Annotated in this window: 19 protein-coding genes; 5 read left to right on the forward strand and 14 right to left on the reverse strand. The window is 43.8% G+C overall.

The window, feature by feature from the left end:
- Positions 1–261 precede the first annotated feature (261 nt).
- Complete coding sequence (uvrA, locus tag PPM_RS23625; RefSeq protein WP_040102757.1) at positions 262–3,123, reverse strand: excinuclease ABC subunit UvrA; 2,862 nt, start codon at positions 3,121–3,123, stop codon at positions 262–264.
- A 169-nt stretch (positions 3,124–3,292) separates the two neighbouring features.
- Entirely contained in the window at positions 3,293–5,284 is a 1,992-nt protein-coding gene (uvrB, locus tag PPM_RS23630; RefSeq protein ID WP_013373322.1) for an excinuclease ABC subunit UvrB, read from the reverse strand.
- 208 nt (positions 5,285–5,492) lie between these two features.
- Between uvrB and PPM_RS23635 the strand changes: the two genes are divergently transcribed.
- On the forward strand, positions 5,493–6,320 hold the full coding sequence (locus PPM_RS23635) for a flagellar motor protein (protein WP_016324776.1): 828 nt from the start codon (positions 5,493–5,495) through the stop codon (positions 6,318–6,320).
- Complete coding sequence (locus tag PPM_RS23640; protein ID WP_013373324.1) at positions 6,304–7,119, forward strand: flagellar motor protein MotB; 816 nt, start codon at positions 6,304–6,306, stop codon at positions 7,117–7,119. Before PPM_RS23635 ends, PPM_RS23640 begins: the two co-directional genes overlap by 17 nt.
- A 233-nt stretch (positions 7,120–7,352) precedes the next feature.
- Here the strand turns inward: PPM_RS23640 and PPM_RS23645 are convergent, their stop codons facing one another.
- Both PPM_RS23645 and PPM_RS23650 read right to left on the reverse strand, forming a co-directional pair.
- Positions 7,353–7,580, reverse strand: coding sequence for an aspartyl-phosphate phosphatase Spo0E family protein (locus PPM_RS23645; RefSeq protein ID WP_013373325.1), 228 nt, complete (start codon positions 7,578–7,580; stop codon positions 7,353–7,355).
- Between the two features lie 295 nt (positions 7,581–7,875).
- Positions 7,876–9,279 (reverse strand): hypothetical protein, encoded by a 1,404-nt coding sequence (locus PPM_RS23650; protein ID WP_016324777.1) that lies wholly within the window; start codon positions 9,277–9,279, stop codon positions 7,876–7,878.
- 178 nt (positions 9,280–9,457) lie between these two features.
- On the opposite strand from PPM_RS23650, the gene PPM_RS30285 reads away from it, so the two are divergent.
- Complete coding sequence (locus PPM_RS30285) at positions 9,458–9,616, forward strand: helix-turn-helix domain-containing protein (RefSeq protein WP_016324778.1); 159 nt, start codon at positions 9,458–9,460, stop codon at positions 9,614–9,616.
- Between the two features lie 249 nt (positions 9,617–9,865).
- Here the strand turns inward: PPM_RS30285 and PPM_RS23660 are convergent, their stop codons facing one another.
- Positions 9,866–11,263 carry a helix-turn-helix domain-containing protein gene (locus PPM_RS23660; RefSeq protein ID WP_016324779.1) on the reverse strand — a complete coding sequence of 466 codons (1,398 nt, stop codon included), beginning with the start codon at positions 11,261–11,263 and terminating at the stop codon, positions 9,866–9,868.
- 296 nt (positions 11,264–11,559) lie between these two features.
- Between PPM_RS23660 and PPM_RS23665 the strand changes: the two genes are divergently transcribed.
- Positions 11,560–12,135, forward strand: coding sequence for an RNA polymerase sigma factor (locus PPM_RS23665; protein WP_013373332.1), 576 nt, complete (start codon positions 11,560–11,562; stop codon positions 12,133–12,135).
- Entirely contained in the window at positions 12,107–13,240 is a 1,134-nt protein-coding gene (locus tag PPM_RS23670; RefSeq protein ID WP_016324780.1) for a DUF4179 domain-containing protein, read from the forward strand. Before PPM_RS23665 ends, PPM_RS23670 begins: the two co-directional genes overlap by 29 nt.
- Before the next feature lie 58 nt (positions 13,241–13,298).
- On the opposite strand, the gene PPM_RS23675 is transcribed toward PPM_RS23670, so the two are convergent.
- The 9 genes from PPM_RS23675 to ftsE form a co-directional block, all read right to left on the reverse strand.
- Positions 13,299–13,661 (reverse strand): hypothetical protein, encoded by a 363-nt coding sequence (locus PPM_RS23675; protein WP_016324781.1) that lies wholly within the window; start codon positions 13,659–13,661, stop codon positions 13,299–13,301.
- Between the two features lie 277 nt (positions 13,662–13,938).
- Positions 13,939–18,003: a glycosyl hydrolase gene (locus PPM_RS23680; RefSeq protein ID WP_043921464.1), complete on the reverse strand. Its 4,065-nt coding sequence runs from the start codon at positions 18,001–18,003 to the stop codon at positions 13,939–13,941.
- Between the two features lie 373 nt (positions 18,004–18,376).
- Positions 18,377–18,760, reverse strand: coding sequence for a hypothetical protein (locus tag PPM_RS23685; RefSeq protein WP_016324783.1), 384 nt, complete (start codon positions 18,758–18,760; stop codon positions 18,377–18,379).
- Positions 18,761–19,033: 273 nt separating this feature from the next.
- Positions 19,034–19,591, reverse strand: a complete 558-nt coding sequence (locus tag PPM_RS23690) for a class I SAM-dependent methyltransferase (protein WP_016324784.1) — start codon at positions 19,589–19,591, stop codon at positions 19,034–19,036.
- A 178-nt stretch (positions 19,592–19,769) separates the two neighbouring features.
- Complete coding sequence (locus PPM_RS23695; protein WP_013373343.1) at positions 19,770–21,086, reverse strand: PDZ domain-containing protein; 1,317 nt, start codon at positions 21,084–21,086, stop codon at positions 19,770–19,772.
- Positions 21,087–21,250: 164 nt separating this feature from the next.
- Positions 21,251–22,717: a S41 family peptidase gene (locus PPM_RS23700; RefSeq protein ID WP_016324785.1), complete on the reverse strand. Its 1,467-nt coding sequence runs from the start codon at positions 22,715–22,717 to the stop codon at positions 21,251–21,253.
- Positions 22,718–22,921: 204 nt separating this feature from the next.
- Positions 22,922–24,205: a murein hydrolase activator EnvC family protein gene (locus PPM_RS23705; RefSeq protein ID WP_016324786.1), complete on the reverse strand. Its 1,284-nt coding sequence runs from the start codon at positions 24,203–24,205 to the stop codon at positions 22,922–22,924.
- An 84-nt stretch (positions 24,206–24,289) separates the two neighbouring features.
- On the reverse strand, positions 24,290–25,207 hold the full coding sequence (ftsX, locus tag PPM_RS23710; protein WP_013373346.1) for a permease-like cell division protein FtsX: 918 nt from the start codon (positions 25,205–25,207) through the stop codon (positions 24,290–24,292).
- The gene (gene ftsE, locus PPM_RS23715) at positions 25,197–25,883 is read right to left on the reverse strand and encodes a cell division ATP-binding protein FtsE (protein WP_007432660.1); all 687 of its coding nucleotides are present in this window, start codon (positions 25,881–25,883) and stop codon (positions 25,197–25,199) included. Before ftsE ends, ftsX begins: the two co-directional genes overlap by 11 nt.
- Positions 25,884–25,973 lie beyond the last annotated feature (90 nt).

Raw genomic sequence — 25,973 nt, forward strand, 5'->3', positions numbered from 1 at the left:
CCTCTTCAAGCCCGAGCCTAAACATCCAAAACTCTAAAATGTAGAGATTACTCAGAGACTTTCTTCGAAGAATATACCTATAGATTTATTATTCCAGCGCTTGGTAAACTATGTGTCACATGCTTTAACGCAGGAATTTAATAAAAGTTTTCTTTTTTTACAAAAAAAATAAACCCTGCCAACGGGAAGGCACAAATACGCTAATTTGTATTCTGCCTTCCTGTCTGTGCAGGGCTTTCACAACGTACGTTAAAACTATATCTATAGATCGACGGTCTGAAGCGCTTGACTGCGCTGTGTATCCCGTTCAAGGATCGGCTTTAAGTATCGGCCTGTATAGGATTCCTCTACTTTTACAAGTTGTTCTGGTGTCCCGGTAGCCAAGATCGTTCCACCGCCGCTTCCACCTTCGGGCCCCAGATCAATCAGGAAATCGGCTGTTTTAATTACATCTAGATTATGCTCAATAACCAGTACGGTCTCGCCTGAATCGACTAAACGATGCAGCACGGTCAACAATCGGTCAATATCGTGAACATGCAGACCGGTTGTCGGCTCATCCAAAATATAAATGGTTTTGCCTGTGCTGCGACGATACAATTCGGAAGCCAGCTTCACACGCTGTGCTTCACCACCAGACAAGGTAGTTGCTGGTTGACCCAGCTTGATATACCCCAAACCTACATCCATCAGCGTCTGAATCTTGCGATGAATCTTGGGGATATTTTCAAAAAATGCTGTCGCATCCTCTACCGTCATCTCCAGCACATCAGCAATACTCTTCCCTTTATACTTAACCTCAAGGGTCTCCCGATTATAGCGTTTGCCTTTGCACACTTCGCATGGTACGTACACATCAGGCAAAAAGTGCATCTCAATCTTGATGATCCCGTCGCCTCTGCAAGATTCACATCGGCCTCCCTTAACGTTAAAACTAAACCGGCCTTTCTTGTAGCCTCGAACCTTAGCCTCGTTCGTCTGCGAGAATAAGTCACGAATATCATCGAACACACCTGTATAAGTTGCAGGATTGGAACGCGGGGTACGGCCGATTGGCGATTGATCGATCTCAACAACCTTTTCGATATGCTCTAGCCCGCGAATTTCTTTATGTTGACCTGGGCGTACTCTCGCACGGTTCAGATCACGCGCCAACGTTTTGTACAAAATTTCGTTGACCAGCGTCGATTTTCCAGACCCGGATACGCCAGTAACAGCCGTGAAAACACCCAATGGAATTTTGACATTCACATTTTTGAGATTGTTCTCCTTGGCTCCGCGAATCTCCAGCCACTTATCCGCAGGCTTGCGCCGCTCGGTATTGACCGGAATAAACTTGCGACCGCTCAAATATTGTCCGGTCAGGGAATTCGGATCTTCCATAACTTCCTGTGGAGTCCCCTGCGACATGATCATCCCGCCATGGATTCCGGCTCCTGGCCCAATGTCAATGATATAGTCCGCCGCCATCATCGTATCTTCGTCATGCTCCACCACGATCAGCGTATTGCCCAGATTCCGCATATGTTCCAAAGCACTAATCAGACGATCATTATCTCGCTGATGCAGCCCAATACTTGGCTCGTCCAAAATATAAAGCACACCCATCAGACTGGACCCGATCTGTGTCGCCAATCGGATACGTTGTGCCTCCCCGCCGGACAATGTACCTGCTGCACGGCTTAAAGTCAGGTATTCCAGACCAACGTTCACGAGGAATCCCAGTCGGCTGTTAATTTCCTTTAAAATGAGATTGGCAATCGACTGCTCTTTCTCACTCAGCTCCAGTGTATGGAAAAAGTGAGAAGCCTCCCCGACAGACAAAGCTGTCACATAAGCGATATTGCGCTCTTGAATGGTTACCGACAGGCTTTCTTTTTTCAGTCGGTGCCCCTTACAGGTGTTACATGGCTTTGCACTCATAAAGCCTTCAATAAATTCACGTATTCCCTCAGAAGCGGTATCACGGTAACGACGCTCCAAATTCGGGATAATGCCTTCAAAGGTCACATAGGCTTCCTTACGTTGACCAAAATCATTTTCATAGCGGAAACGGATCTTCTGGTCACCTGTTCCGTGCAAAATAAGATTCATTTGTTCTGACGTCAATTGGCTTACAGGAATATCCTGCGGAATACCGTAGTGTTCGCATACGGACTGTAAAAATTGAGGATAATAAGTGGAAGTTCCTCCACTCCATGCCTGGAACGCCCCATCTTCTACACTTTTTTCTGGATCGGGTATGAGCAGATCAGGGTCAACGACCATTTTAACGCCTAACCCATCACAATCTGGACAAGCGCCGAACGGACTATTAAAAGAAAACATCCGTGGAGATAGCTCATCTATGCTAAAACCGCAAATCGGACACGCAAAGTTGGAGCTAAATCGCAACTCCTCTTGCCCTATAATATCTACAAGCAACTGTCCGCCTGAAAGATTCAGTGCCGTCTCAATAGAGTCGGACAGACGCGCACGTACATCTTCCTTGACTACGATCCGGTCTACGACCACTTCAATCGAGTGCTTCTTGTTCTTCTCCAGTTCAATCTTCTCGGACAATTCACGCAGTTCGCCATTCACACGTACCCGTACAAAGCCCTGCTTGGCTATATCAGTGAACAGTGTTTTATGCTCACCTTTGCGACCGGATACCAATGGAGCCAGGATTTGCAGCCGCGTCTTTTCAGGATACTGCAAAATGCGGTCTACCATCTGTTCGACGGTCTGTGAAGTGATTTCAATGCCATGTTCAGGACAATGAGGATGACCTACTCGGGCAAATAACAACCGCAAGTAATCATAGATTTCTGTAACTGTTCCGACCGTAGAACGAGGATTCCGACTTGTCGTTTTTTGGTCAATGGAAATGGCAGGAGACAGGCCGTCAATCGAATCGACGTCCGGTTTCTCCATTTGCCCGAGGAATTGACGGGCATACGCAGATAATGATTCCACATACCGCCGCTGTCCTTCTGCATAGATCGTATCGAAAGCCAGTGATGATTTACCTGAGCCGCTAAGCCCCGTCAGGACGACGAACTTGTCCCGTGGAATCGTCACGTCAATATTTTTGAGATTATGCGCGCGTGCGCCTTTGATGATGATGCTTTCATTCGCCAAATGTTTCATCTCCTTAGCCGTAATTCACGTCATCCTATATCGCATTGGATTATCCGATGGAAGTGATATATCGCAAAGAGAACGACCACATCGGCCGTCCTCACTATTTCTTAAAAGCAATCAAACATTTTATTATCAATATGTTTTGCTTATAGCTTATTCCCAATGTTTAATCAGCCCGCAACTCCAGCAAAGCATCACGCAACTCGGCGGCCCGTTCGAATTGTAGATTCTTGGCCGCGTCCTTCATTTCTGCTTCTAGGCGCTGAATGAGGGATTGACGCTCCTTCTTGGAAAGTTTACCCGTCTCATTAGGAAGGTAATCATTCTTGGACTCTGCCGTCTTGGTTGCTTCAATGACATCACGAATCTTTTTACGAATGGTTTGCGGGGTAATTCCATGTTCTTCATTGTATTGAATTTGAATCGCACGGCGACGTTCCGTCTCCTTGATCGCTTTATCCATAGAATCGGTAATCTTATCGCCATACATAATAACACGTCCGTCACTATTCCGTGCTGCCCGCCCGATCGTCTGAATCAGAGAGCGCTCAGAACGCAGGAAGCCTTCTTTGTCCGCATCCAAAATCGCAACCAGCGATACTTCCGGCAAATCGAGACCTTCCCGCAACAGGTTGATCCCGATCAGCACATCGAAGGTTCCCAGACGAAGATCCCGCAAAATGGCCATCCGCTCCAAAGTCTTAATCTCAGAGTGCATATATCGAACTTTGATGCCCACTTCTTTTAAGTAGTCAGTCAAATCCTCAGCCATTTTCTTCGTGAGTGTGGTGACCAGTACCCGTTCTTCACGCTCTATGCGCTGCCGTATCTCATTAATGAGATCGTCAATCTGCCCTTTGCTCGGACGCACCTCAATAATAGGATCAAGGAGACCGGTGGGACGGATAATCTGCTGCACCATCGTATCGCATTTTTCCATCTCATACGGGCCTGGAGTAGCCGATACATAGATAATCTGATTCACTTTGTCCTCGAACTCTTCGAACTTCAGCGGACGGTTATCCAAGGCAGATGGCAAACGGAAACCATGCTCAACCAGCACATTTTTACGCGCTTGGTCCCCGTTATACATCGCACGAATCTGCGGCAATGTAACATGAGATTCGTCGATGACGATCAGCATATCATCTGGAAAGTAATCCAAAAGAGTATATGGTGTCGCTCCGCGCTCGCGGAATGTCAGTGGACCCGAGTAGTTTTCGACACCGGAACAAAAGCCAACCTCTCTCATCATCTCGATATCATAGCGGGTACGTTGCTCCAAACGTTGCGCCTCTAACAGCTTCCCTTGTTCCTTCAGCTCTGCTAACCGCTCTTCTAGCTCACGTTCAATGTTAACCAATGCTACCCTCATCGTATCCTCATGAGTAACAAAGTGAGATGCCGGGAAAATAGCGATATGTTCACGTTCACCGATCAATTCACCTGTAAGCACATTAATCTCAGTAATTCGTTCAATTTCATCTCCGAACAATTCTACCCGTATTGCATTTTCTCCATGGGAAGCCGGGAATATCTCAACAACATCCCCCCGTACACGGAAAGTACCCCGCACGAAGTTGATATCGTTCCGCTGATATTGAATATCGACCAGGCGGGACAAAATCTGATTGCGGGGTTTCTCCATGCCGACTCTAAGCGAGAGCAGCAAGCTTGAATATTCTTTCGGGGAACCCAAACCATAAATGCAAGAGACACTCGCTACAATAATAACGTCACGACGCTCAAACAGAGAGCTTGTGGCTGAGTGGCGAAGTTTATCAATCTCCTCATTGATGCTGGAATCCTTCTCAATATACGTATCGGAAGAAGGGATGTACGCTTCCGGTTGGTAGTAATCATAGTAGCTGACAAAATAATCAACTGAGTTGTTTGGGAAAAATTCTTTAAACTCACTTGCCAGTTGAGCAGCCAAGGTCTTGTTATGCGCAATAACCAGTGTAGGCCGATTCAGCTTGGCAATGGTTTGAGCGATGGTATACGTCTTACCTGTTCCCGTAGCACCCAACAGAGTTTGATGCTTCTTTCCTTCTGCAATTCCTTCTACCAATTCAAAAATGGCCTGGGGTTGATCGCCTTGAGGTTGGAATTCCGACTGAATTTCAAAAGTCTTATCGCTAACAACGATATCACTCATTGCCCTGCATCACCCTTATCGTCTAAAATGGAAACATCATGTTTTTACACCAATCGAGCTTTAACGTCTTTGCCTGTAATTCTATGTCGATATTTCCCGAGCAATGATACTTGGGAAATATGGTTGAATAAGAATGTTTGTTCCCGTATTATACCTCTTTCTTACCGCGGATGCAAACGATAAGTCTTGAATAGGAGTGAATTGAATTTTGGATATCACCATCGTATTGGGCATCATCGCCGGAATCATAGCATTAATCGGTGGCTTCTTGTGGGAAGGCGGAGAATTCACAGGGCTGCTTCAAGGTACATCAGCTCTGATCGTATTCGGCGGAACTTTCGCCGCCGTTGTGATCAGCTACCCTGCCTCCAAGCTGAAGACTATACCCACCGCTCTGCGGATGGCTTTTAGTCGTGAGGACAATCCAACGGAGCAATATATAGAAGATTTGGTTTCCATGGCAGCCACCTCCCGCCGATCCGGTGTGCTTGCGCTAGAACGTATATCATCAGAGCATCCGAATGCATTTTTGCGGGAAGGTCTTCAACTAGTCATTGACGGCACTGAACAGGAACAGATCAAGCAAATTTTAGAACTAGAGTTAGATGCTATTGGGCACAAACATGAAGGGTACGCCAAAATATTTGAATCGGCAGGCGGCTATGCCCCTACGATGGGGATTATCGGTACGGTCATGGGTCTGATCCATGTACTTGGCAGCCTAACCGAGCCTACTGCGCTCGGACCGTCGATTGCTGTAGCTTTTATCGCAACATTATACGGCGTTGCTAGCGCCAATCTGATCTTTCTGCCCATCGCGTCCAAAATAAGAGCAGCCAGTGAAAGTGAAATTATTACGATGGATTTGCTGCTGCAAGGTATCCTGGCTATCCAAAACGGAGAGAACCCTAAGCTTGTACGCAAGAAGTTGGAGTTCTTTATCCGCTCAGAGCAAAATATAGATCGCAAACCACCTCGTCGCTCACGTACAGAGAGCGCTACTCCAAAGGAGGACTTCCATGAGAGCGCGCGCTAAGCGCCGTGGGCGTCAAGGTGGCGGCGGAGACCAACGAGATCGTTGGATGATTACCTATGCCGATCTGATCACCCTACTGCTCATTTTTTTCGTCGTGATGTATGCCATGAGCAGTCTGGATGCTAAGAAATACGACGTCGTTGTTCAATCCCTCCAGGATACGTTCCACAAGGGAGATTCTATTTTGGAACAAGGCTCGGGCATTACAGGGACTGCCGATCGTTATACCAGCAAGAATCCACCCGCGACGAAGCAACCGGCCTCTAATAAAAAAGAAGCGGGATCAACCAAGCTCACCGAGCGTGAACAAGCATTTCGCAAGCAAGAAAAAGAGCTGCAAAACCTAATGGGTGTCATTCAGGAATATATTACAGACAACAAGCTACAAAACCAGATTTTCGTATCCGATCAACCGCGTGGCATTGTCATTACGCTGAATGACCGCTTTCTATTCGACCAAGGCAGAGCGGCACTCAAGCAGGGTTCTGCAAACACGTTATCCAAATTAGCCAGTCTATTTCGAGATTTAAAAACACCGATTAGCATTGAAGGTCATACGGACAACATTCCATTCACGCGTTCCTCTAACTCGTCGACCTACAAGGACAACTGGGAGCTTTCCGGCGCTCGGGCACTGTCTGTACTCCGGTTCTTTATCGACCGAGAGCAGTTATCCCCATCAGGCTTCCAGTATGCGGGTTATGCAGATACCCGTCCGGTTGGTGACAATAGCACCGAAGCAGGACGACAAAAAAACCGCCGTGTCGAAATCACTGTGCTGCGGCAGCTGCAGCAGTAAAACCCAAAAACCTCCCCATTCACGCAATAACGTGAATGGGGAGGTTTTTTTAAGATGTATCATCATGTTACGTGGCTTCCGCTCTGATGTAGACGCAGAACAATAAACTGTACGAACAACGTGGATAAGGGCGGCGTACAAGATGCAATAGAGATTATTTTGTTTATGCTATATCTCACTATGTATTAGAAGCCAAGGTGAAGTTAGGTTTTATCTTGTCATGATGCTTGATGTTAATAAGATAGGACGAGCTCGTGTTGCTTCTCTTGGATCTGTGAACTTTGAAGTACGCTCTGTTGTCTACGATAGCTATATTTCCAGTCGCTGTACTTATTAAGGAGCCGATCCAACTCCATAGACTTGGTCAACACCCGTCGATCCTTCAATCCCACCTCTTTCGCCAAATCATTTAATTCTTTTCGCTTTTCTTCGATGCACTCCTCCAATTGTTGCCATTTCACATCAATAAACCTCCTGTTCGGTGTGGTATTTACATTAGTTTACAAGCTGATACCTTCCCTACAGGTTAAAAATATAATAAAACCCATTTCATCCCTTTAACGGAATGCATCAAAAAAACAGCCTAAGAACGGCTGTTTTTTTGGTTGAGTCCATTTAGTTGGAAAAATCCCTTAGTTTCAGTTAGATGCAGAATGAATTTTTTTGAAATTTTACCCACCTCTACCGTGACTTGAAACTGTAATCTGTGAACCATTGCCAATTGTAATATTATGCAAATAGGACAGATTCCCAATATTACTGACTACTATTAGAGAAAGCAAAAGCGAAAGAAAAACCTTCTTCATCTTTGCACACCCCCTTAATAATAGATTTATAAATCTCAATTTGTATTTCGTCACATAAAGCTCTAAGATTTTCGAAGAAAACCATACTTTGAGCAAAACTCTCCACATTTTTAAGAAAGAATGATGTCTGGATACATTGTAAAATAGCATTTATTGCATCCTTGTGTCTCTTGTTTCGACTATAATAAATGGCTAATTGAAAATTAAAATTATAATAATCATCCATAAATATTACATCCTGAGTACTTCTAAAAGTATCAATAAACTTGATAAATTGATCTAAAATGCTGTCAACTGTGAAGAAATTTCTGTTAGCCGATTCTAAAATGTTCACAAGCCCTGGTAATATCTCATCATTATTGTTTTCTAATAAATTTACATATTGAGGGAGTACAGATGTATCTCCTAACAGTAAATCAAGTGTATAAGAGTTCCCCATAGACCATACCTTAAACTTTTCCACTTCTCTTTTCCCAACGGTGTCTAAACCCTCAAACCAACTTAGATCGGCATACTCAGCAACAATTTTTTTCGCCTTCTCATAGTCACCAATTTTTTGTAAGGCATAAGCTTTCATAAGTAATCCTTGCCCATAATAAACTACTAAATGTCGTTCGGTTTTTATCGGTACATAATTCCTGTTTTTCCGAGCCCTTCTTTTATTTTCCTCTTCATATATAATTTTAGATTGTTCCCAAAGCTCATCACTATGTGTAATTGTTTCTTGCCATTTATGTAGCGAGGAATATATATTTGTTAGGTGCAATAAGCCGTCTAATTGATGACACTCTGGCAACCGAAAACGAAAAGGCTCAAATTGAATAGCTGCCTTTAGATTTATTTCAGTATTCTCACCAAGTTTTGCACGAAATAATTTATAATGACTGATCGCCAAACGTTCTGAGTGCTGATACTTTTCATTTTCAATTACACACTCATAGAAAGGAATTGCCTCCTGTAGCTTTCCTCCATCATATAACTCCTCTGCCAAAGCAAAGATTGTTGGAATATGGTTAAGATCCTCCATTAATCGGGATAGTACTTTCTCCACACACCTCAGGTTTCCTACTTCTACACAGCGTATAAGGAACGGCTTAACTCTTTTCCAATGAGGTCTTCCATCATAAAAACATTCATCAACATATAGGTCATATAGCCAGCCCTCCGGATAATTAAGCGCTTTAGTAATCAAGTCCATTTGTCGTACGGAGATAGGTTTAGGTGGATTTCCGTTAAGCATAGCACTAAAAATGCCTCGGTTAAGTCCTGTAGCTTGTCCAAAACTATTAAAAGTGTAGCCACCAAGTTTTAATTCTCTCTCAATTTCCGAACGAATTGTGGTTGTATTTTCCAATAAAAACACCCCCGACTTATTCAGATGATTTTTAAAAAAATCACCCTCCTCGACAATCAATTACAATATACTAGAAATTATATGAATAAATTGGATGGAGGTCAATCCTTTATTCTACACCATTTCAATATATTATGGAATTTAATGTGTATAATAATCCACCAATCCTAAAAACCATGTGTTGTTAGCAGAAACATCTGATTCAACAGGTTCCTATATCGGCAAGTTAGAGCGTGGTGAGATCAATGTACAAATTAAAAATTTGGAGAAAATAGCCGCGGCACTCAATACAAACGTTTTTGCATTTTTTGACCCCAATCCATATGAAGAACTCTAAAGTCAGCCCTAGATATGGGGAAAGCATTTATATTTTTTCACAAGAGAGTGAAGCAGAGCAAAATAAAGCTTATCGCATTTTAAAGGAACTGATTACAGAGAGTGAGCTTCTTAAAGATAACTCCGATGATTCCAAAGACAAGAGATGAGTTTAATATTTTTTAAAATTTGTTATATATTCTACGAAGAATAAAAAAGACTAGGTACTTTTCTACTTAATAAGTAAAAAGTACCTAGTCTTTTTTGTGGTTTAAGGAATCATCTGGTTTACATTATGCTGTACTTCTTCAAGTAATTTTTCATATTCCTCCCGTTGTACGTTCGTAGAATGATCTTTATACTTTTCAAATAATAATGTAATAGACTTGATATAGTAGGCTTTATCATTCAATTGAGAAGATGCTTTGAAGCTTTTCAACATAGCATCCATGGCTTTCAAATAAGCTTCTTTATTAAAATAATAGCGACTAAGCTCAAGAAAAAAACGAGAATAAGTGATCAGATTATAATTCGTATGATAGTAAGAAATATTGGTATTTAATTCTCTGAATTTATCAATTTTTTCGGCAAAGAGAATTAAGATTTCATCTATTGGATAATTGTAGGCATTAGCTGACTCAACAATAGTCAATAGCCCGTGTAATATCTCTTGCGGGTTATTTCTAAGAAGCTCAACATAGGCTGGCAAACTATCCATTTTCCCCATTAGAATTTCGAGACTTAACTTGTTTGCTTTCGCCCACATTTTAAATTTTTCTGCCTCTATCCTCCCTATATCGTCAAGCCCTTCAAAACCAGTTAACTCTGCGTAATAAGGAATAAAATCCAGGGCCTTTTGATATAACCCTTGTTTCTCGTAGGCATTTCCTTTCAATAAAAAGGATTGACCATAATACACGATTAGACGCCTTTCTGTGTTTAGTGGCTTAACTTCACGACTCTTCAATTTTTCTCTGACCTGCTGTTGATAGATATTCGTAGCTAGTACTCTTAGTTCTTCAGCATACTGTATAACCGTCTCACAATCATCAAGTTGAAAATAGGCATTAGCCAATTTTAATAATGCATCTAATTGGTAATTATAGGGAAGATTTCTTCGAAACGGAGCAAACTTTATAGCTGCTTGACGATTATTATCCAAGTCAGTATTCAGAGAGTTACAAAACAATCTGTATTGACTAATAGCCAACCGCTCCGAGCAGTAATATCTTTCGTTTTCTATCACACACTCGTAAAAAGGGACAGCTTCGTTTTCCCTCCCACCTTCATGCAATTCTTCTGCAAACTCAAATACTGTCGACACATAGGACAAGTCCTCCGTTAGTCTCGACAATACCCTTTGAATACACTCCTTCCTCCCCAACTCTACACAACGCAATAAAAAAGGTTTGATCCGTTTCCAGTGCCCTTTCCCCTCGTGAAAGCATTCATCTATGTACAGCTCATACAGCCAGCCTTCTGGATATCCTAATGCCTTAGTAATCAAGTCCATCTGCCGAACGGAGATCGGCTTGGGTGGGTTACTGTTCAGCATGGTGCTAAATGTACCACGATTAATACCAGATATTTTACTAAAGCTGCTAAATGTATATCCCCTTTGCTTTAGTTCGGTCTCTATCGTCGAGCGGATCGTAGGTGTGTGTTCCATTTCAATCCCCCTCAATATAGTGCAGATATAATCGTAAGTCATACTTAACATGTGATTTCGCTCGTAAGAAATTCATTTCATTACAAAATAATTAAAATAGTGAAATATATGGTCTATAAAGTCATTTTATTTTATGATGCCTTAGAAAGCAGCCTTTTTTTTACGAATTCCGTGATAATTGAAAAGTTGAATGAGGTGCATGTGGAGAAGCATTAAAAGCAAACTTCAAGTTTTTTTATTTGAATGTCACAAATGCATATCTTTTTCAGTTATATAGGCAGAAGGGAGGGACGTTAATGGAAAAACTAAATACTGATAATCAAAACACAGATATCAATCTTGTCATAGAGCAGGTCCAAGCAGGCGACAAACAAGCATACACACATATCATACGGCGCTATCAACAACAGATCTTTTTATACTGCTACTATTTACTTAAAAATCGGGAAGAAGCGGAAGATGCTGCTCAAGAAATATTCATTAGAGGGCTAGAACATATACATCATTTTGTACCTACCGTCTCTTTTTCAGCTTGGCTTTACAAAATCGCTCAAAACCACTGTACTGACTTATTAAAAAGAAACGCTAGAACATTCAAATCCTTCATTCAGTACAAACTGAACCTAAAGCAACAGCCAATACACGAATATACAAATTTAATCCACGAGTTACTGGATCAGCTAACATTAAAAGATCGCCAGATTTTATTATTACGTTCGCTTGAGGATTACAACTACGAAGAGATTGCTACAATTATGGGGCTAAAATCGTCCACGATCCGAAAAAGGTATGAGCGACTCCGTAAAAAGCTAATCAACTACAATGAAAAGGGAGGAAAACAAATTGAGCACTCATTTAAACCCGGAAGATAAAGAAATTGAGCACTTACAAAAGCTTATTCGAAATACCCCTTTCCAAGTGGATTTAATTGATAGAACCATGGAACGCTATAGTAATAAGAGCTATAAGCAATCTAGCTCTCGTTCAAAAGGAGTTCGCAATACCTTTTTCGGGACCTCCGCTGCACTTGTAGTAGCGTTTGCACTTGTCGTTAGTACTGGATTTATTTCACCAACAATGGCTTCGTCCTTGAAACAAATTCCAGGTATAGATTCTATATTCCAGCTTGCTGGTGATCTTGGTTTACAAACAGCAGACGAAAAAGGGCTAGTATCAAAGCCAAATCTTAGTGATACTCACGATGGCCTGACTCTCAGCGTACCAGAGGTCATGTTTGATGGAACACGTGTATCCATTGCCTTAGAACGACAAACCACTGACAAAAGATTTTTAAACACTGAATTACCCTTATTACTTGATGACTTAATATTTTTTATTAATGGAAAAGAAATCAACTCTTCTTATGCGCCTGCAAACACTACTAACTCTATTGACCCATATATGATACCTGGAAAAAATAAAAACTCAACAATTATACAGTTTTCAGATTTACGCAACCAAGGGGGTAAATCTTTCCCAGATAAGTTTGATTTAACAATTTCCATGCCTGTCTCTGGTATCAAGCAGCCCTTCAAAATAGAAATTGCAGTGGAAAAAAACACAAAAAATAACCTGACTTTTACGCCATCTCTTAAACGAAAGTTCCAAAACATCGACTATACTCTGGAAAAGATTGAGCTCACGCCGATTACAACCAGCATCACAACTCGCATAAAGCTACCTGACAATTTAAAAATTTCTTCGTCACTTCCTTTTTTGAGTTATGAAATTTACGATGACAAAGGAAAGCAACTAAATTTTATAAGCAACAACGGTTGGAGTGCTACGGATGGAAACGTTCTGATAAGTGATTCACGTTTTGAACCTTTCACCTCTCTCCCCAAAGCAATTACTATAAAGGTCTACAAAAATATCTTTAACAAGGATGATAAGAGTAAATTTGAACTAGACAAAGATGGAAATCCGAAAATAGAGTATTTCCCTGATCTGGAGATTACTTACCCGATTAATCCATGATAATAAAAATAAGTGAAGGAAGTGAAGCGTATTTCACCTCCTTCACTGCATATAAATACTATCTTTCAACCTTAAAAGTATAAACTCCAAGTTTGTCTCCATTAGATTTAAAGGCTTCAACCTGAGCTGTACCATAGCCAATCATCTTAGCTTTATTTCCATGAAGTTCGACAACATCACTTCCATACAAAATCATCCAGTTATAACCATCCATTTTATACGTGCTACCTATTCCTAAACGAAGTGGAGGAGTATCCTGCTTTGTAATGGGCGCTTTTTCTCCTTTTGCAAGTTCAAAAGTTACCGTAACTTTTGCTGGGGTTACAGCTGATGCCGTTGAACTTACTGGTGAAGCGGAGGCTACTCCCCCTAAAGATAAAGCTAACGCAGAAATTGATAGTGCTAAGATCGCTCTTTTCATTTGTCATTTCTCCTCTTTAAGTATTTGTACTGATTAAACATTAGACTTCCAAGCAATTCTAGCCAGTAGACATCACCAAAATACGAGTTATTTCATTTCTTTCATCTCCTTCTTCTAATTAATTCCATTCTAATTCTTGATGTGTTACAAAAATAATAGAAATAAACATATCATTTCATTTTTTACAAAATAATCATATATGAGTTTTCTCGTATAAAAAATGAGCAGATAGGATACTAAATCCCCCTGCTCATTTCAGCGATTGTATTTATATCATTTAATTAGCTGTCGGTTCAGTTCCCCAAACAAGTACGCCATTATGGTACAAGGTAGCTTTCATATGATCGGCATATGAGGTTTGTGTGCCTTTGTACGAGTAATCGTCACTTTCGTTGTAATTCGACCAGTCTGTTTTATGAATACGGGTTTGGATTTCGCCCGTGCTTCCTCCAGGTGCTAACACGCCTGCGTCCGAGTTGAAGCTGACTTCCAAATAATAATCGGCACTGGTTGCAGCCTTCTCCATTTTAACCAGTTTACCGTTCAGCTTCGAGCAGCTCAGCGCCGCATAGTCACAGTTGAAAGTCTGCTCACGGTCACCGTCGATCGTGTAGTAGTAACGAATCTTCAACTCGTTGAGCGGTACGGGGGTTGTGCCTTGGTTTACAATTTGGAAGTGCGGATTCAGGTGATTGTCGTTCACCTTGGTATCCGCTGTGCGATACTGGAGCAGCAGTCCTGTTGTTGGCTGCTGAGTATCCACTTTTGGCGCTGCGCTAGCCGTGTTCGACAGCGTCTGTCCTGCATCGTTCTTCGCTACGACTTGGTAGTAGTACGTCGTGTCTGCCGTTACAGCTGTGTCAGTGTAGCTACTGCCATATACATCACTCACTACAGTGGCGAACGCGCCGTTTTCAGCCGTCGAACGCTTCACTTCATAGCTTTTTGCATTCGCCGATGCTGTCCAGCTTAGCGATACTTTCGCCGTTTCGCCCGCGGCGTTCAGCGTGAAGCTGCCCGGTACTGACGGCTGTTCGGTAATGCCATACGTTTTTAAGTTCGTTGGAAGCTCATCAAGCGTAATAACGTTCGGATGATTATACACTATTTTCAGATGCTCAAGGCTGTTTTGTTTACCGTCTCTCAGGAAATCCCCATACCATGTAGCAAACCAGCTCCAATGGGCTTGATATGCCTTCATTAGATCAGGGTCCGGGATCGGTCCGTTTTCGCTCATGGCAACTAACTTTTTGTCCTTGCCCAATGTAACAAGGTCTTCGTATTTTGCAATTTGAGGGCTGTAATCACCTGCTTGCGGATAAGAGTCAAAGCTCAAAATATCCACATATTCGTCTCCAGGATACCAGTCTGGAGCAACAGAATTCCATACCCATATCAGATTGTTCAATTTATGCACATTCGTCAAACGATCATGCATCAAAATATACAATTTTTTAACAGGCTCAGGACCTTTGGCGCCCCACCAGAACCATTTGCCTTCCGCTTCATGCAAAGGACGGAACAGGACAGGAACCTTCGCATCCTGCAGCTTCTTCAATTGCCCTGCGATCACATCGATATCGCGAATAAGTAATTTATAATCCTCGGACTCTGGATGGCTCATCGCATATTCTATATCGAATGTGGTCGAATCGGCATAGAAGCCTCTCCACCATTCTTTTCCCTGCGTATCGATCAGACCTTTCGGAGCGTTCCAGTGCCATGCAAAGGTAACGATGCCTCCTTGCTTATCCCATGCAATCGCCTTTTCCGTCTCTGTAGAACTAAGACCATGCTCCGCTCTGCTTGGCGAATAGTCGATCAGATCAAGCGCTGCAATCGCCGGCTTTTTACCTACATTAGCTTGAAGCCAATCAATTTCGTTCATTTCCTCTTGACCAGAGAGCATATTCTTCCCGTATTGATCAACCAGGTAGTTCATCAATGCTTTTGCTTCTACCGTCGCATTCGGATTAGTGAGCGTTTTGGTTACCGCATGGGGTGGGCGATCAGCAGCAGGCTCCAGCCTGACATAGTCGATATCGTACCAGCCCCAGCCTGTTTCAAAACCGATCGTATTCGCGCCTGCATTCAACAGAAGCTTGCCTCCGGAAGTTTCTTTGAAATCAGCCGTTTTCCCGAGCACCAGTTCTCCAAACGCTTTGCCGTTTAATGAGAAATTCGTGCGTTTGTCATCATGAGGAGAACGATAGCCGATTGTAAGATTGTACAGACCTGCCGTGGGAGCCTGGATCGTCATCGTTAGAGAATCCCCTGCATTGTGAAAATTCGTTACATAACCAGTACCGGAGTAGCCAGTTCCACTGGATTCTACAATGGTTCCCTTCAGCGTGCCGTCTTCAGCTTCATAGCGAACCGGATCGTTTACAGACACCTTCGGAACCGCTTTCAAAATGTTAGATTCGCTCGTTCCCTTATTTGTCTTGGCGGTTACTTTGTAATAGTATGAAGAGCCGTTCGTTAAGTTAGTATCCGTATAAGACGTTTCGATTAAGCTGGCTGCTACAGTAGTAAAAGGGCCGTTTTCATCCGTTGCCCGCTGTACACTGTAGCCCACAACTCCGTTGGAAGCGTCCCAGGACAAATGGACTTGCCCATCGCCTGCCTCTGCTTTCAGCTTAAAGCCCTCAGGATTTTCCACTGGTGGCACAGACGTATCTTTACCGGCAGTCAGCACGATATGATAAGCCGTCAAAGGCGGTACGGTATAAGTAAAACGGTTGCCTGAAATTTGCGTGATTGGCGCTGCTTCTTTAATTTGCGAGCTAGTTTTATCGAAGCCCCATACTTTACCGAAGCCATAAGTCGTCTCACTAGAAAGATCAAATTGGGCGTCGAATGCGCTGTCCATGCTTTTATTCATGACTACGAGGTGCAGTTCCTTGTCGGATGCATTTGTTATGGAAGCATGCACTGAGCTGTTGACAATATCCGACGTTTTCGCACTAACACTGGTGTTACCAAAAGTAGAGCTTTTTCCGTCATAATTGCGGTAAAGCTTGTAAGCGGCATTAACGTAGTTGTTGGCACCATCCTGTAACTTCCAGTAGTTTGCCATATAGACATCATTTTTGCCTAAAATCCCGAGCACATCAGCCATCGCAATACCGCCGGAAATATCATTTTCGCCGCCATAGCTATACTCGGTCATTGCCAGCTTGGTTCCTGGATAATATTTATCCACCGACTGCTTCAATCGAGGCAGTATAGGCAAAAATTCGCTGTTCCACTGGGCGATCCAGCTATCTTCCTTATAGGTCGGGTCCCACAAAGTACGAGGTGCCTGCATTCTGGCTTGCTTCGTTTCGTCATTGCCTACCTCATTCGTAATTCGTATGCCTCCGCCCATCGCTTCGGGATACCAGTGCACATCGAAAACATCCAGCAATCTCTTGCCTTCGGCTTGCGAACTGAGGCGCATTTGATCCAGGTAATAGTCCACGAACCAGCTATAGCTACCTTTTACAGAGTCCCAATCAGGTGCGGTTTGGAGATCTTTATAAGCGCCAAAACCGTAAAGAACCGGCCCAAAAATTTCTGCACCCGCGTCAACCGCCTTCACAGCTTTGGATAAGCTTACTGACCGGTCTACCAACTCTTTCGCCCCAACCTTTTCGCCATGAATACGCGGATGCGTATGCGACCAGAGAGCAGGTTCATTGTCGAGTGCATATCCTTTCACACCCGTCTTTGTTGAAGCAGCGCCATACTTGTTCACTAAAAAATGGACGAACTCATCCGCATAGACCCGATTGTCATTCAGATCAGGCTGTAGCTGAAACGGTGCATTTTTGGCGTTTACGACCTGATTCCAACGAGCGGAAGGGGCTTTTTCGCTTTCCTGCACACTGCCGTTTCCATCCTTGGCCACGTAGCCGGCCATCGGCAACGTAACTAAAGAATAAGCGCCTAGCTTCAGCGATTGATCATGAAACGAAGTCGTCACCGCTCCCGGTTTTTCGCATTCTGATCCTGTCAGGCCACCGTTATTACATAAAAAGTTATCGCTGGATTGCTGCCAGTCACTTCCTGCATTGGACATATTGTTTTCCCAGTTGTATCCGGTCATTCGATTGCCACCAAGTCGTCTGGCGGCCATATTTTCATCGCCTGCCAAATCCTGATTCGTACCGTATATATAAGGACTAATAGGCTTACGATCCTTGGATGTATCTACTTTAATGGTAATAGTTTTTGCCGTTTGACCGTGAACTACAGTTGGAGCTGGTAGAGCCCCTCCTACTATCATTGTGCATGCCATGACGACAGGCAGCCATTTGGAACGTTTGAACAAAAGATTACTACTATTTTTCGCCCTCATACCGCTTTCCTCCTTTACATTTGAAAAGAGCAGCACCCCATACGAGTGCCGCTCCATCAGGCTTTAAGGCTCCTGATTCCTAACGAGTTAATCGTTCCGGTACAGCGTCTCGAATCTCCAGGTATTCGGTTGATTACACTCTCCTCTCCGTCCGAAATTCAGAATTGCTCGGATCTTCAAATGTTGTAATACAGCTTTGCTATACGTTCTACCGACCAAATCTTCATATCGAACCATTTATGGGACGTAATGTCCATATACATAGATTATTCCATATATCCATATAGCAGAACATTGACTAGAGTTAACTTATTAAATAACTTTATAGCCTGAGTATAGAAAAAAGCCCCTTAGCCAAGGGGCTTTTTTATCTCTACCGTACTTTATCCTTTTGAATAAGCTCATAGTAAATTCGTGCAGGCTCGGCATCTCCAGTAGATAAAATGTATTCTGCTAAAGGTGCGCACAGCTTTTGGAGATAGAAGGAGTACAGCAGTTCAGCTGTGTCAAAATGAATGTTCAACACTCGTTTCATCAGTTCTTCAAATTTGTTATAATCCAGTTCTTCCGGGCTAATATCAAACGGGTATTCTGGAAAGGTTTGTTTTTGAATCTCAACAAATTGTTCCTTAAGTTTCGGTTGATTGCCTGATCGTGCAGCCGAAAAATTCATCATAAAAAAAGATACAAAATCTGTCTCACGGTCGCTTAACCCATAATACTCACACCAGCGCATGAACATCAGCGGTTTTACCATATATAAATCTCCTTTAACAAAAGTTCAGATTTATTATGAATCCTACAAAAATCTAACAGGTTCCAACTTATGTAATATATAGGTTAAGCCCCATTTTAAAATATGATTCCTTAAAACAATTTTGCTATTTAACATATCCATTCTCTTATATTTCCATAAAAGTAGACAACAAAAAAGACCGTTTCAACATCTTAATGATGCTGACCTAGTCTTCTCATAATCATCCGCATATGGATATTCGTATTTATTCTAATCTCCTACATAGCTGAAGGCTCACAGGCTGCAAGTGAACACATAGGCTGGCGGAACGTTATAGTTTACCTTTTTAATCTGGATATCTGCAAAAAAAGTACGGAAGAAATTGTGCTTAACCTTGCTGTACTGGAACGTAATAAACTTGCCCTCCTGGCCTAGTACCTCGGCCGTTTGTCCCAAAATAAGGCTGGATAACGCAGCGGGTAAGCTGGTAAAAGGGAGCCCCGATACGATATAATCCACCTTCGAGACATGATACTGTTTCATATACCGCGCTACATGCTCGGCCGATCCATGAATAATGTGTACCCTTTCCAAGTGTCCGTATTTGCTTTGTAATGTTTTATAAAACGATTCATTAGCTTCAATCACTAACAGTAACGTTTCTGGACGCTTGTTCAAAATCAACTCCTGCGTAAACACACCGGTCCCTGCCCCATATTCAATAATGCATGAGGCTTTATCAAAGTAAATCGGTGTGGCAATTTGCTTGGCCAGCTGTCTTGAACTGGGTATAACAGCGCCTACGCTGCGTGGGTGCCTGATGTACTCTCGAATAAAGTGAATCGCGTTCATCTTTTCCTCTCCCTGCTTGACACACATGATAGGCATTCGGTTCATCAAAGGTTTCCATTACATATTCATTGTATACCGATGAGAATATTGATTTCAAGCAGGCTGCTGTCGCCATATACAAAAGAGGATAGCCTTATTCGATTCTAATCAAATAACGACTACCCTCTTGTTGTAATATCTATTGATCCATGGTGTCCAAATGCGTACTCTCTGCCTTGGATGCTTGTTCCGCTTTACGTCGTCGTGCGCCTATGTGCATGGCCACAATTCGGTAGATGGAGGCCGGTTGTATGGATACGGCCCAGCCTGCGTGTTCATCCGGTGCAAGAACAACCCCTAGCTGGTGATGATCGCCATCGTACATGCCTCGCTGTACAAACTTGCTCTCACCTTGCAGATTGCGTACCTCCAGCTTACAAAAAGCAGAGTTGATCCGCAAGGCCTGGTGCAGCTCGGCACGGCTGTTCACAACCATGCCATTCACACGATAAATGGCCTCGCCTGGTAGTATGCCCATGGCTGTCGCCGGGCTATCTGGCAGCACAGCGAGAACACGCATCCCTTGCTCTGGATGTACAAACATCGGGCTAAGACGGCTTTCCTCTATATTTCCGTACCAAATCAGCGCTTCATGGGCCAGGAAGGAAAATAACGCTGACAGCAAGATTAGCGGACTCCACCAGGCCGCTAACAGGCTTAGCAGAAGCAAAGCCACACTGTACAGGAGCAATCGGTTCGAAGTGAGTACTGCCTTCTGTCGTGGTAGCTGGCCGAGCGTCACACTGCTAAAGCCCATCAGGACTGGCAGAGCTGCTAGCATATACCCCGTTCCGGCATCGCCGCCGAACAAAGGTGTCCAGGGAAGCATGAATCCTCCCTGAGCAGGTACCAGCAACAGCAACGGAATGGGCCAGAGATCTTCCATACGATAGCCACCGACCAATCTCCCCCGTTTGCCCTCAACAAACAGTGGCATAGCTGCCTTTCCTCCTTGCCAGCGAACCAACAGCGCTTCAGCCACATGCAGCACAGCAACGAGCACTAAGAGTGCTGGAATATCCAATCCGCGGATAGCTGCTACCGATGTCCCGAGCGCTCCCCCAGGCTGCCAGCCACTGGCTACGTTTAGAAAAAATTGAACTACACCTAGCAGACCTACCGAATAAGCAAGACACAGGTAGCGGACGCGTACCAGCATGAGCAATAATGTGGCTATCCACAGGCACACGATGGAAGTCGGGTTCAGATGCACGCTGACGAACATTCCTAGAGCGGATAGTGCCATCCCGGCAAGCAAGCCGCTCCATACGACACGCCAGGTCTCTGCAGCCCAGCTATGAATTCTAGTATGAAATAGCTTGCGCTCTAGTAGCATTTGCCGACGATAGCCAAGCGCGACAATGAGTATCGAGATATAATAAAACGGCTGCAAAAGCAGATACAAGCAAGCATTCAAGACGCTCCATCCCCATTGTAATGCCCATTCCAAGTCCATTCACACTCCTTATGCCCCTGGCCCGCTATATAGCGGATCACGTACATTTCATATCCATTTATTCTATATGAAATTGCCAACGTAGGGAAGACAAACCGACAGACTGCAAATAAATCCCAATAAAAAAGGAGGCTGTTTCCAGCCCCCTTGTTGTAGCCTCACTATTATTTCGCTGCGCTTGTCTTCATTTCCTTCCGAATCTCTTCAATCCCCTGCTTGAGTTGATTATCATTTTTCGGATCGCGAATTTTTTCAATCAGCTTGGCTTCCATTGCTGCTGCTGTCTTGGCATCAATGATGCCGTTAGTCGTCAGCTTCGCCTCTTTTTGGAAAGCCATAACAGAACTTTCAGTCACTTTGTCAAAATAGCCGTCCTCACGACCTGGTTTGTAGCCCAAGCCTTGCAGAATGATTTGTGCATTTTTTACATCACTGCTATTCATATTGTATTTCAAGGATTTTTCCTTGCTCAGCGGCGCTGCCGTGAAGTATTCAGGCTGATCCACCGCGATATCCGGCTTAATCCCTTTTTTATGAATCCATGTTCCGTTTGGCGTTAGCCACTTGGCAATCGTGATTTTGAGCAGGCTACCGTCACCCATTTGCTTGTCATAGCTGGTTTGTACAGTACCTTTACCAAAGGAGTTTTCCCCGATCAACACTGCGCCAGCGGATTGCTGGAGAGCACCTGCCAGAATTTCGGACGCACTTGCGCTACCTTTGTTCATGAGCAAAGTCACCGGATAATTTTTGCGCGAACCTTTGGATTTTTCTTCCTCACGTTTCTGATTTTTATCTTCAACTTGTACAATCGTTTTGCCGGAAGGTACAAATTGCTCTGCAATATTAATAACGACAGAAAGCACTCCACCCGGGTTATTACGCACGTCAATGACGAGTCCTTTAAGCCCTTGTTTTTCCAGCTTGGCTAACTCTTCCTTGAAGCGTTCTGCCGTATTTAAGGAGAACTGGGTGATCGTAATGACACCTACACCGTCGCCTTCCATATGAGCCGTTACAGTTTCCATATCAATGTTGTCACGGGTAATCGTGTATTCAAGTGGATCCGGAGAACCGTTACGCTGTATTTTAACTTTTGCCTGACTGCCTTTAGGTCCACGAATTTTGGAAACAGCCTTGTTCAGATCCAGTCCGTCCAGGGTTTCACCGTTAACAGACAATATAATATCCTTAGCGCGTAGTCCCGCCTTCTCAGCCGGAGAGCCTTTAATTGGTGTGACTACGACTACTTTCCCATTTTCAGCTGCTACTTCGGCTCCAATCCCGGTAAAGGAGCCTTCTATGGATTGCTCGAACTGCTGTGCAGTTTCTTTACCCATATAAGAGGAATACGGGTCGCCAAGCGACTCCATCATCCCATTAATGGCGCCATCCACCAGCTTGGTTCGATCCACATCCTGATAGTATTGTCCCTGGATTAAGTCCATCGCTGTCTCAATTTTGCGGATATCACTTCTGGAGGAGGAACTACTTCCTGTCACACTCGCCAGCAGTCCTTCGCCCAGAGCGCTGTTCCCAACTGTGGTTGTTCCAGTATAAGCAAAAGTGAGCAGACTGCCGCCAAGCAGCCCGATCACCATCAAGAGTACCGCTGTACTTTTTTTCAACATCTAATCGTCCACCGCCTTCTCTTTATCTTGTATCCTATTTCCTCACAACGCATCCATTCACGAAGTATACGTCTAGCTTGTACGGAATATGTTAATTGTATCCTACTCTGTGTTTCAATGCACATGTTCTTCATTGGATATGAACCATTAAAGCAAAACCCTATCTACAACCGGATTGGTTACAAATAGGGCTTACCTTATCTATTATAAATAGTTCATCGGATTTACAGGTTTGTTATTCTCGCGCACTTCAAAATGACAGTGAGGTCCAGTGGAATTCCCCGTCGAACCCACTTCCGCAATTTTTTGACCGCGTTTCACCGTTTGCCCCGTATGAACCACCGTACCACCGTTGCGAATATGTCCGTATAGAGTCCATAGTCCGTCTCCGTGATCAATGACAACCGTGTTCCCATACCCGCTCCACCATTCAGCAACAATAACAACACCATCTTCAGCTGCATGAATATCGGTTCCCTGCGGAGCCGCCAGATCAATACCTGTATGGCCTTTAAGCTTGCCGGTTATCGGATGTACCCGCATGCCAAAAGTAGATGAGAGTCGGTAATGGGCTACAGGCGTAGCCAAAGTACCTGATCCGCCTGTATACGTACTGGCTGCCGTATGACTGGAATTCGAGGCGGCGCCTGAGGATGAAGATGCATATCGCTTAGCTGCAGCTGCACGTGCAGCCGCTCTAGCGCGTGCTGCTTTGGCAGCCTGCTCCGCTCTGAGCTTGTTCTTCTCCTGCACAAGAGCCACACGTTTGTTCGCGAGGGCTACCAGCATATCGTTTTGCTCTTCACTGATTTCATCGGATTCAGCAATATCATGATCGTAGTTGGCAATCAGTCTTTGCTTCTCTTTTTCCTTCGAATTCAATTGAGCTTTGGCGTCCTGCTTGAGTGCATACAACTTCTTGGCATTTTTATATTCCGTGTCGAGCTGCTTCTTCTTGCTAACGACCAGAGCCTTGTCCTTTTTATGCTCGTCCAACAGAATTTGGTCCTGCTCCACGATCGTTTTCAGAGAATCCACCCGGCTGAGAAAATCACTAAAGCTGGTTGAGGACATAAGCACGTCCATATAGGATACCGTTCCATCCGTATACATGAGACGCACACGAGTTTCCAGCATTTTTTCCCGCGAATTGATGCGATCAATCGCTTCGGCTAAATCTTTTTTAGTCGCACGCAGATTATCTTCCGTTTGATCGATCTGAACCGCTACACGAGTCAGTTGATCACTGACGCTGTTAATTTGAGCAAGTACCGTTTTCAGGTTTTGCACGGTTTTATTTTTATAATGCTGAGCATACTGTTTATCTTGAGCAGCCTTTTGCTGCTGTTGCTTCGCAGATTTGGCTTGCTTTTCTAATTGGTTCAGTTGCGAATTGATTTCACTTACGCTTTTGGCATATCCGTCAGAAGGCTGGATTAGCAATGCAGCTACCAACGTAGCAGCCAACACAGATTCTATTTTTTTCAACTTGCACTCCCCATCCTTTATCGCAAAATAACACCGGGCTTCCCCGTTCTATTAAATCGACCACGACGTTCCACCAAATGCTTCTTAGACTTTCAAGAACTTGCGCATGGACAGGGTACTGCCAACAATTCCGACCAGCATCCCCAAAATAACCAGCAATGCACTCAGCTGAATCCAAATGCCTTCAAGCGGCATAAGCTTCAACATATTGAGAGCGATATCTCCTTGAACGGCTGTCAGCAAACGCTGATAGCCTGTAAATAAAATTCCTACAGTAATAAGAGAACCAATAAGACCAATAAGCGCGCCTTCGATAAAAAACGGCCATCGTATGAAAAAGTTGGTCGCACCGACCAGCTTCATAATGCTGATTTCTCTGCGTCGTGCCAATATCGTTACTCGAATGGTATTCGAGATTAAGAACATAGACATGATCGCCAGTCCGGCGACAAATATAAAACCAACATTGCGGATCAGCTTGGTAATGGTAAAGAGCGTCTCTACAGTGCCTTTTCCGTAACGAACCTTTAAGATCGGTTTTTCGGGATGTAATGTATTCAGCTTCTCAATTTTCTCAGCCACAAATGGAACCGTCGTTGGTTCAATAACCTCTACCACGATTTTGTCCGGCAGTGGATTGCTGTCCTTGTCAAAGCCCTCTAGCAGATCCTTGCCACTGTCTCCCAAATCTTTGCGCAGCTCCTCCAAACCTTGAGCTTTCGTCACAAAGGTAGTTTTGCTGATTTCCGGCATTGCCGCGATTTCTTTTTGCAGCGTTTCACGCATGCTCTGATCGACATTGAGCTCCAGAAACACGTTAACTTCCACCTGACTATCTGCTTGATCAGCCAAGGAGTTGACGTTAAGCACCAGCATGATAAAAACGCCCAATATGAGCAGTGACACAATAATTGAGGTGACGGATGCTACGGACATCCAGCCATTGCGGAATATGTTTTTGAAACCTTCCCGCATATGACGCAAGAAGGTATTAAAAGTCATATCCGTACTCCCCTCTTACCTGGTCTCTTACGATATTGCCATTTTCGATCGCAATGACGCGTTTACGCATGGAGTTCACGATGTCCTTATTGTGTGTCGCCATCACAATGGTCGTGCCCCGAAAATTAATTTCATCCAGCAGTTGCATGATCTCCCACGATGTTTCGGGGTCCAGATTCCCCGTCGGTTCATCAGCAATGATGACCGAGGGATTGTTCACGATGGCCCGTGCAATCGCTACACGCTGTTGCTCCCCACCAGAAAGCTGGGCAGGCTCACGATTCATTTTTTCTTTCAAGCCAACCAATTCGAGCACTTCTGGAACCCGCTTGCGGATCAGCTTCTTGGGAGCCTCTATAACTTCCATAGCAAATGCCACATTCTCATAGGCTGTCAAACGCGGCAAAAGCCGGAAATCCTGAAAAATGACTCCGATGTTACGACGAACGTAGGGAATTTTGCGCTGCTTGAGCTTCCCGATATTAAAACCATTGACTGAAATTTGTCCCTTGGTCGGTACTTCTTCTCTATAAATAAGCTTCATAAAAGTCGATTTCCCCGCTCCAGACGGGCCGACTACGTATACGAATTCATTACGGTCAATTCTGACCGATACTCCTTGAAGTGCGTGGGTCCCGTTCGTATAGGTCTTCCACACATCCTGCATTTCAATCACTCGATCACTTCCCGCTGCTTAATCATATTACGTATAACCTAGTATCCATTCGACATATTCCATGCATTTCCTTTAAAAACTTCTGTATTT

This window comes from Paenibacillus polymyxa M1, from assembly GCF_000237325.1.
GTDB classification, from domain to species: domain Bacteria; phylum Bacillota; class Bacilli; order Paenibacillales; family Paenibacillaceae; genus Paenibacillus; species Paenibacillus polymyxa_C.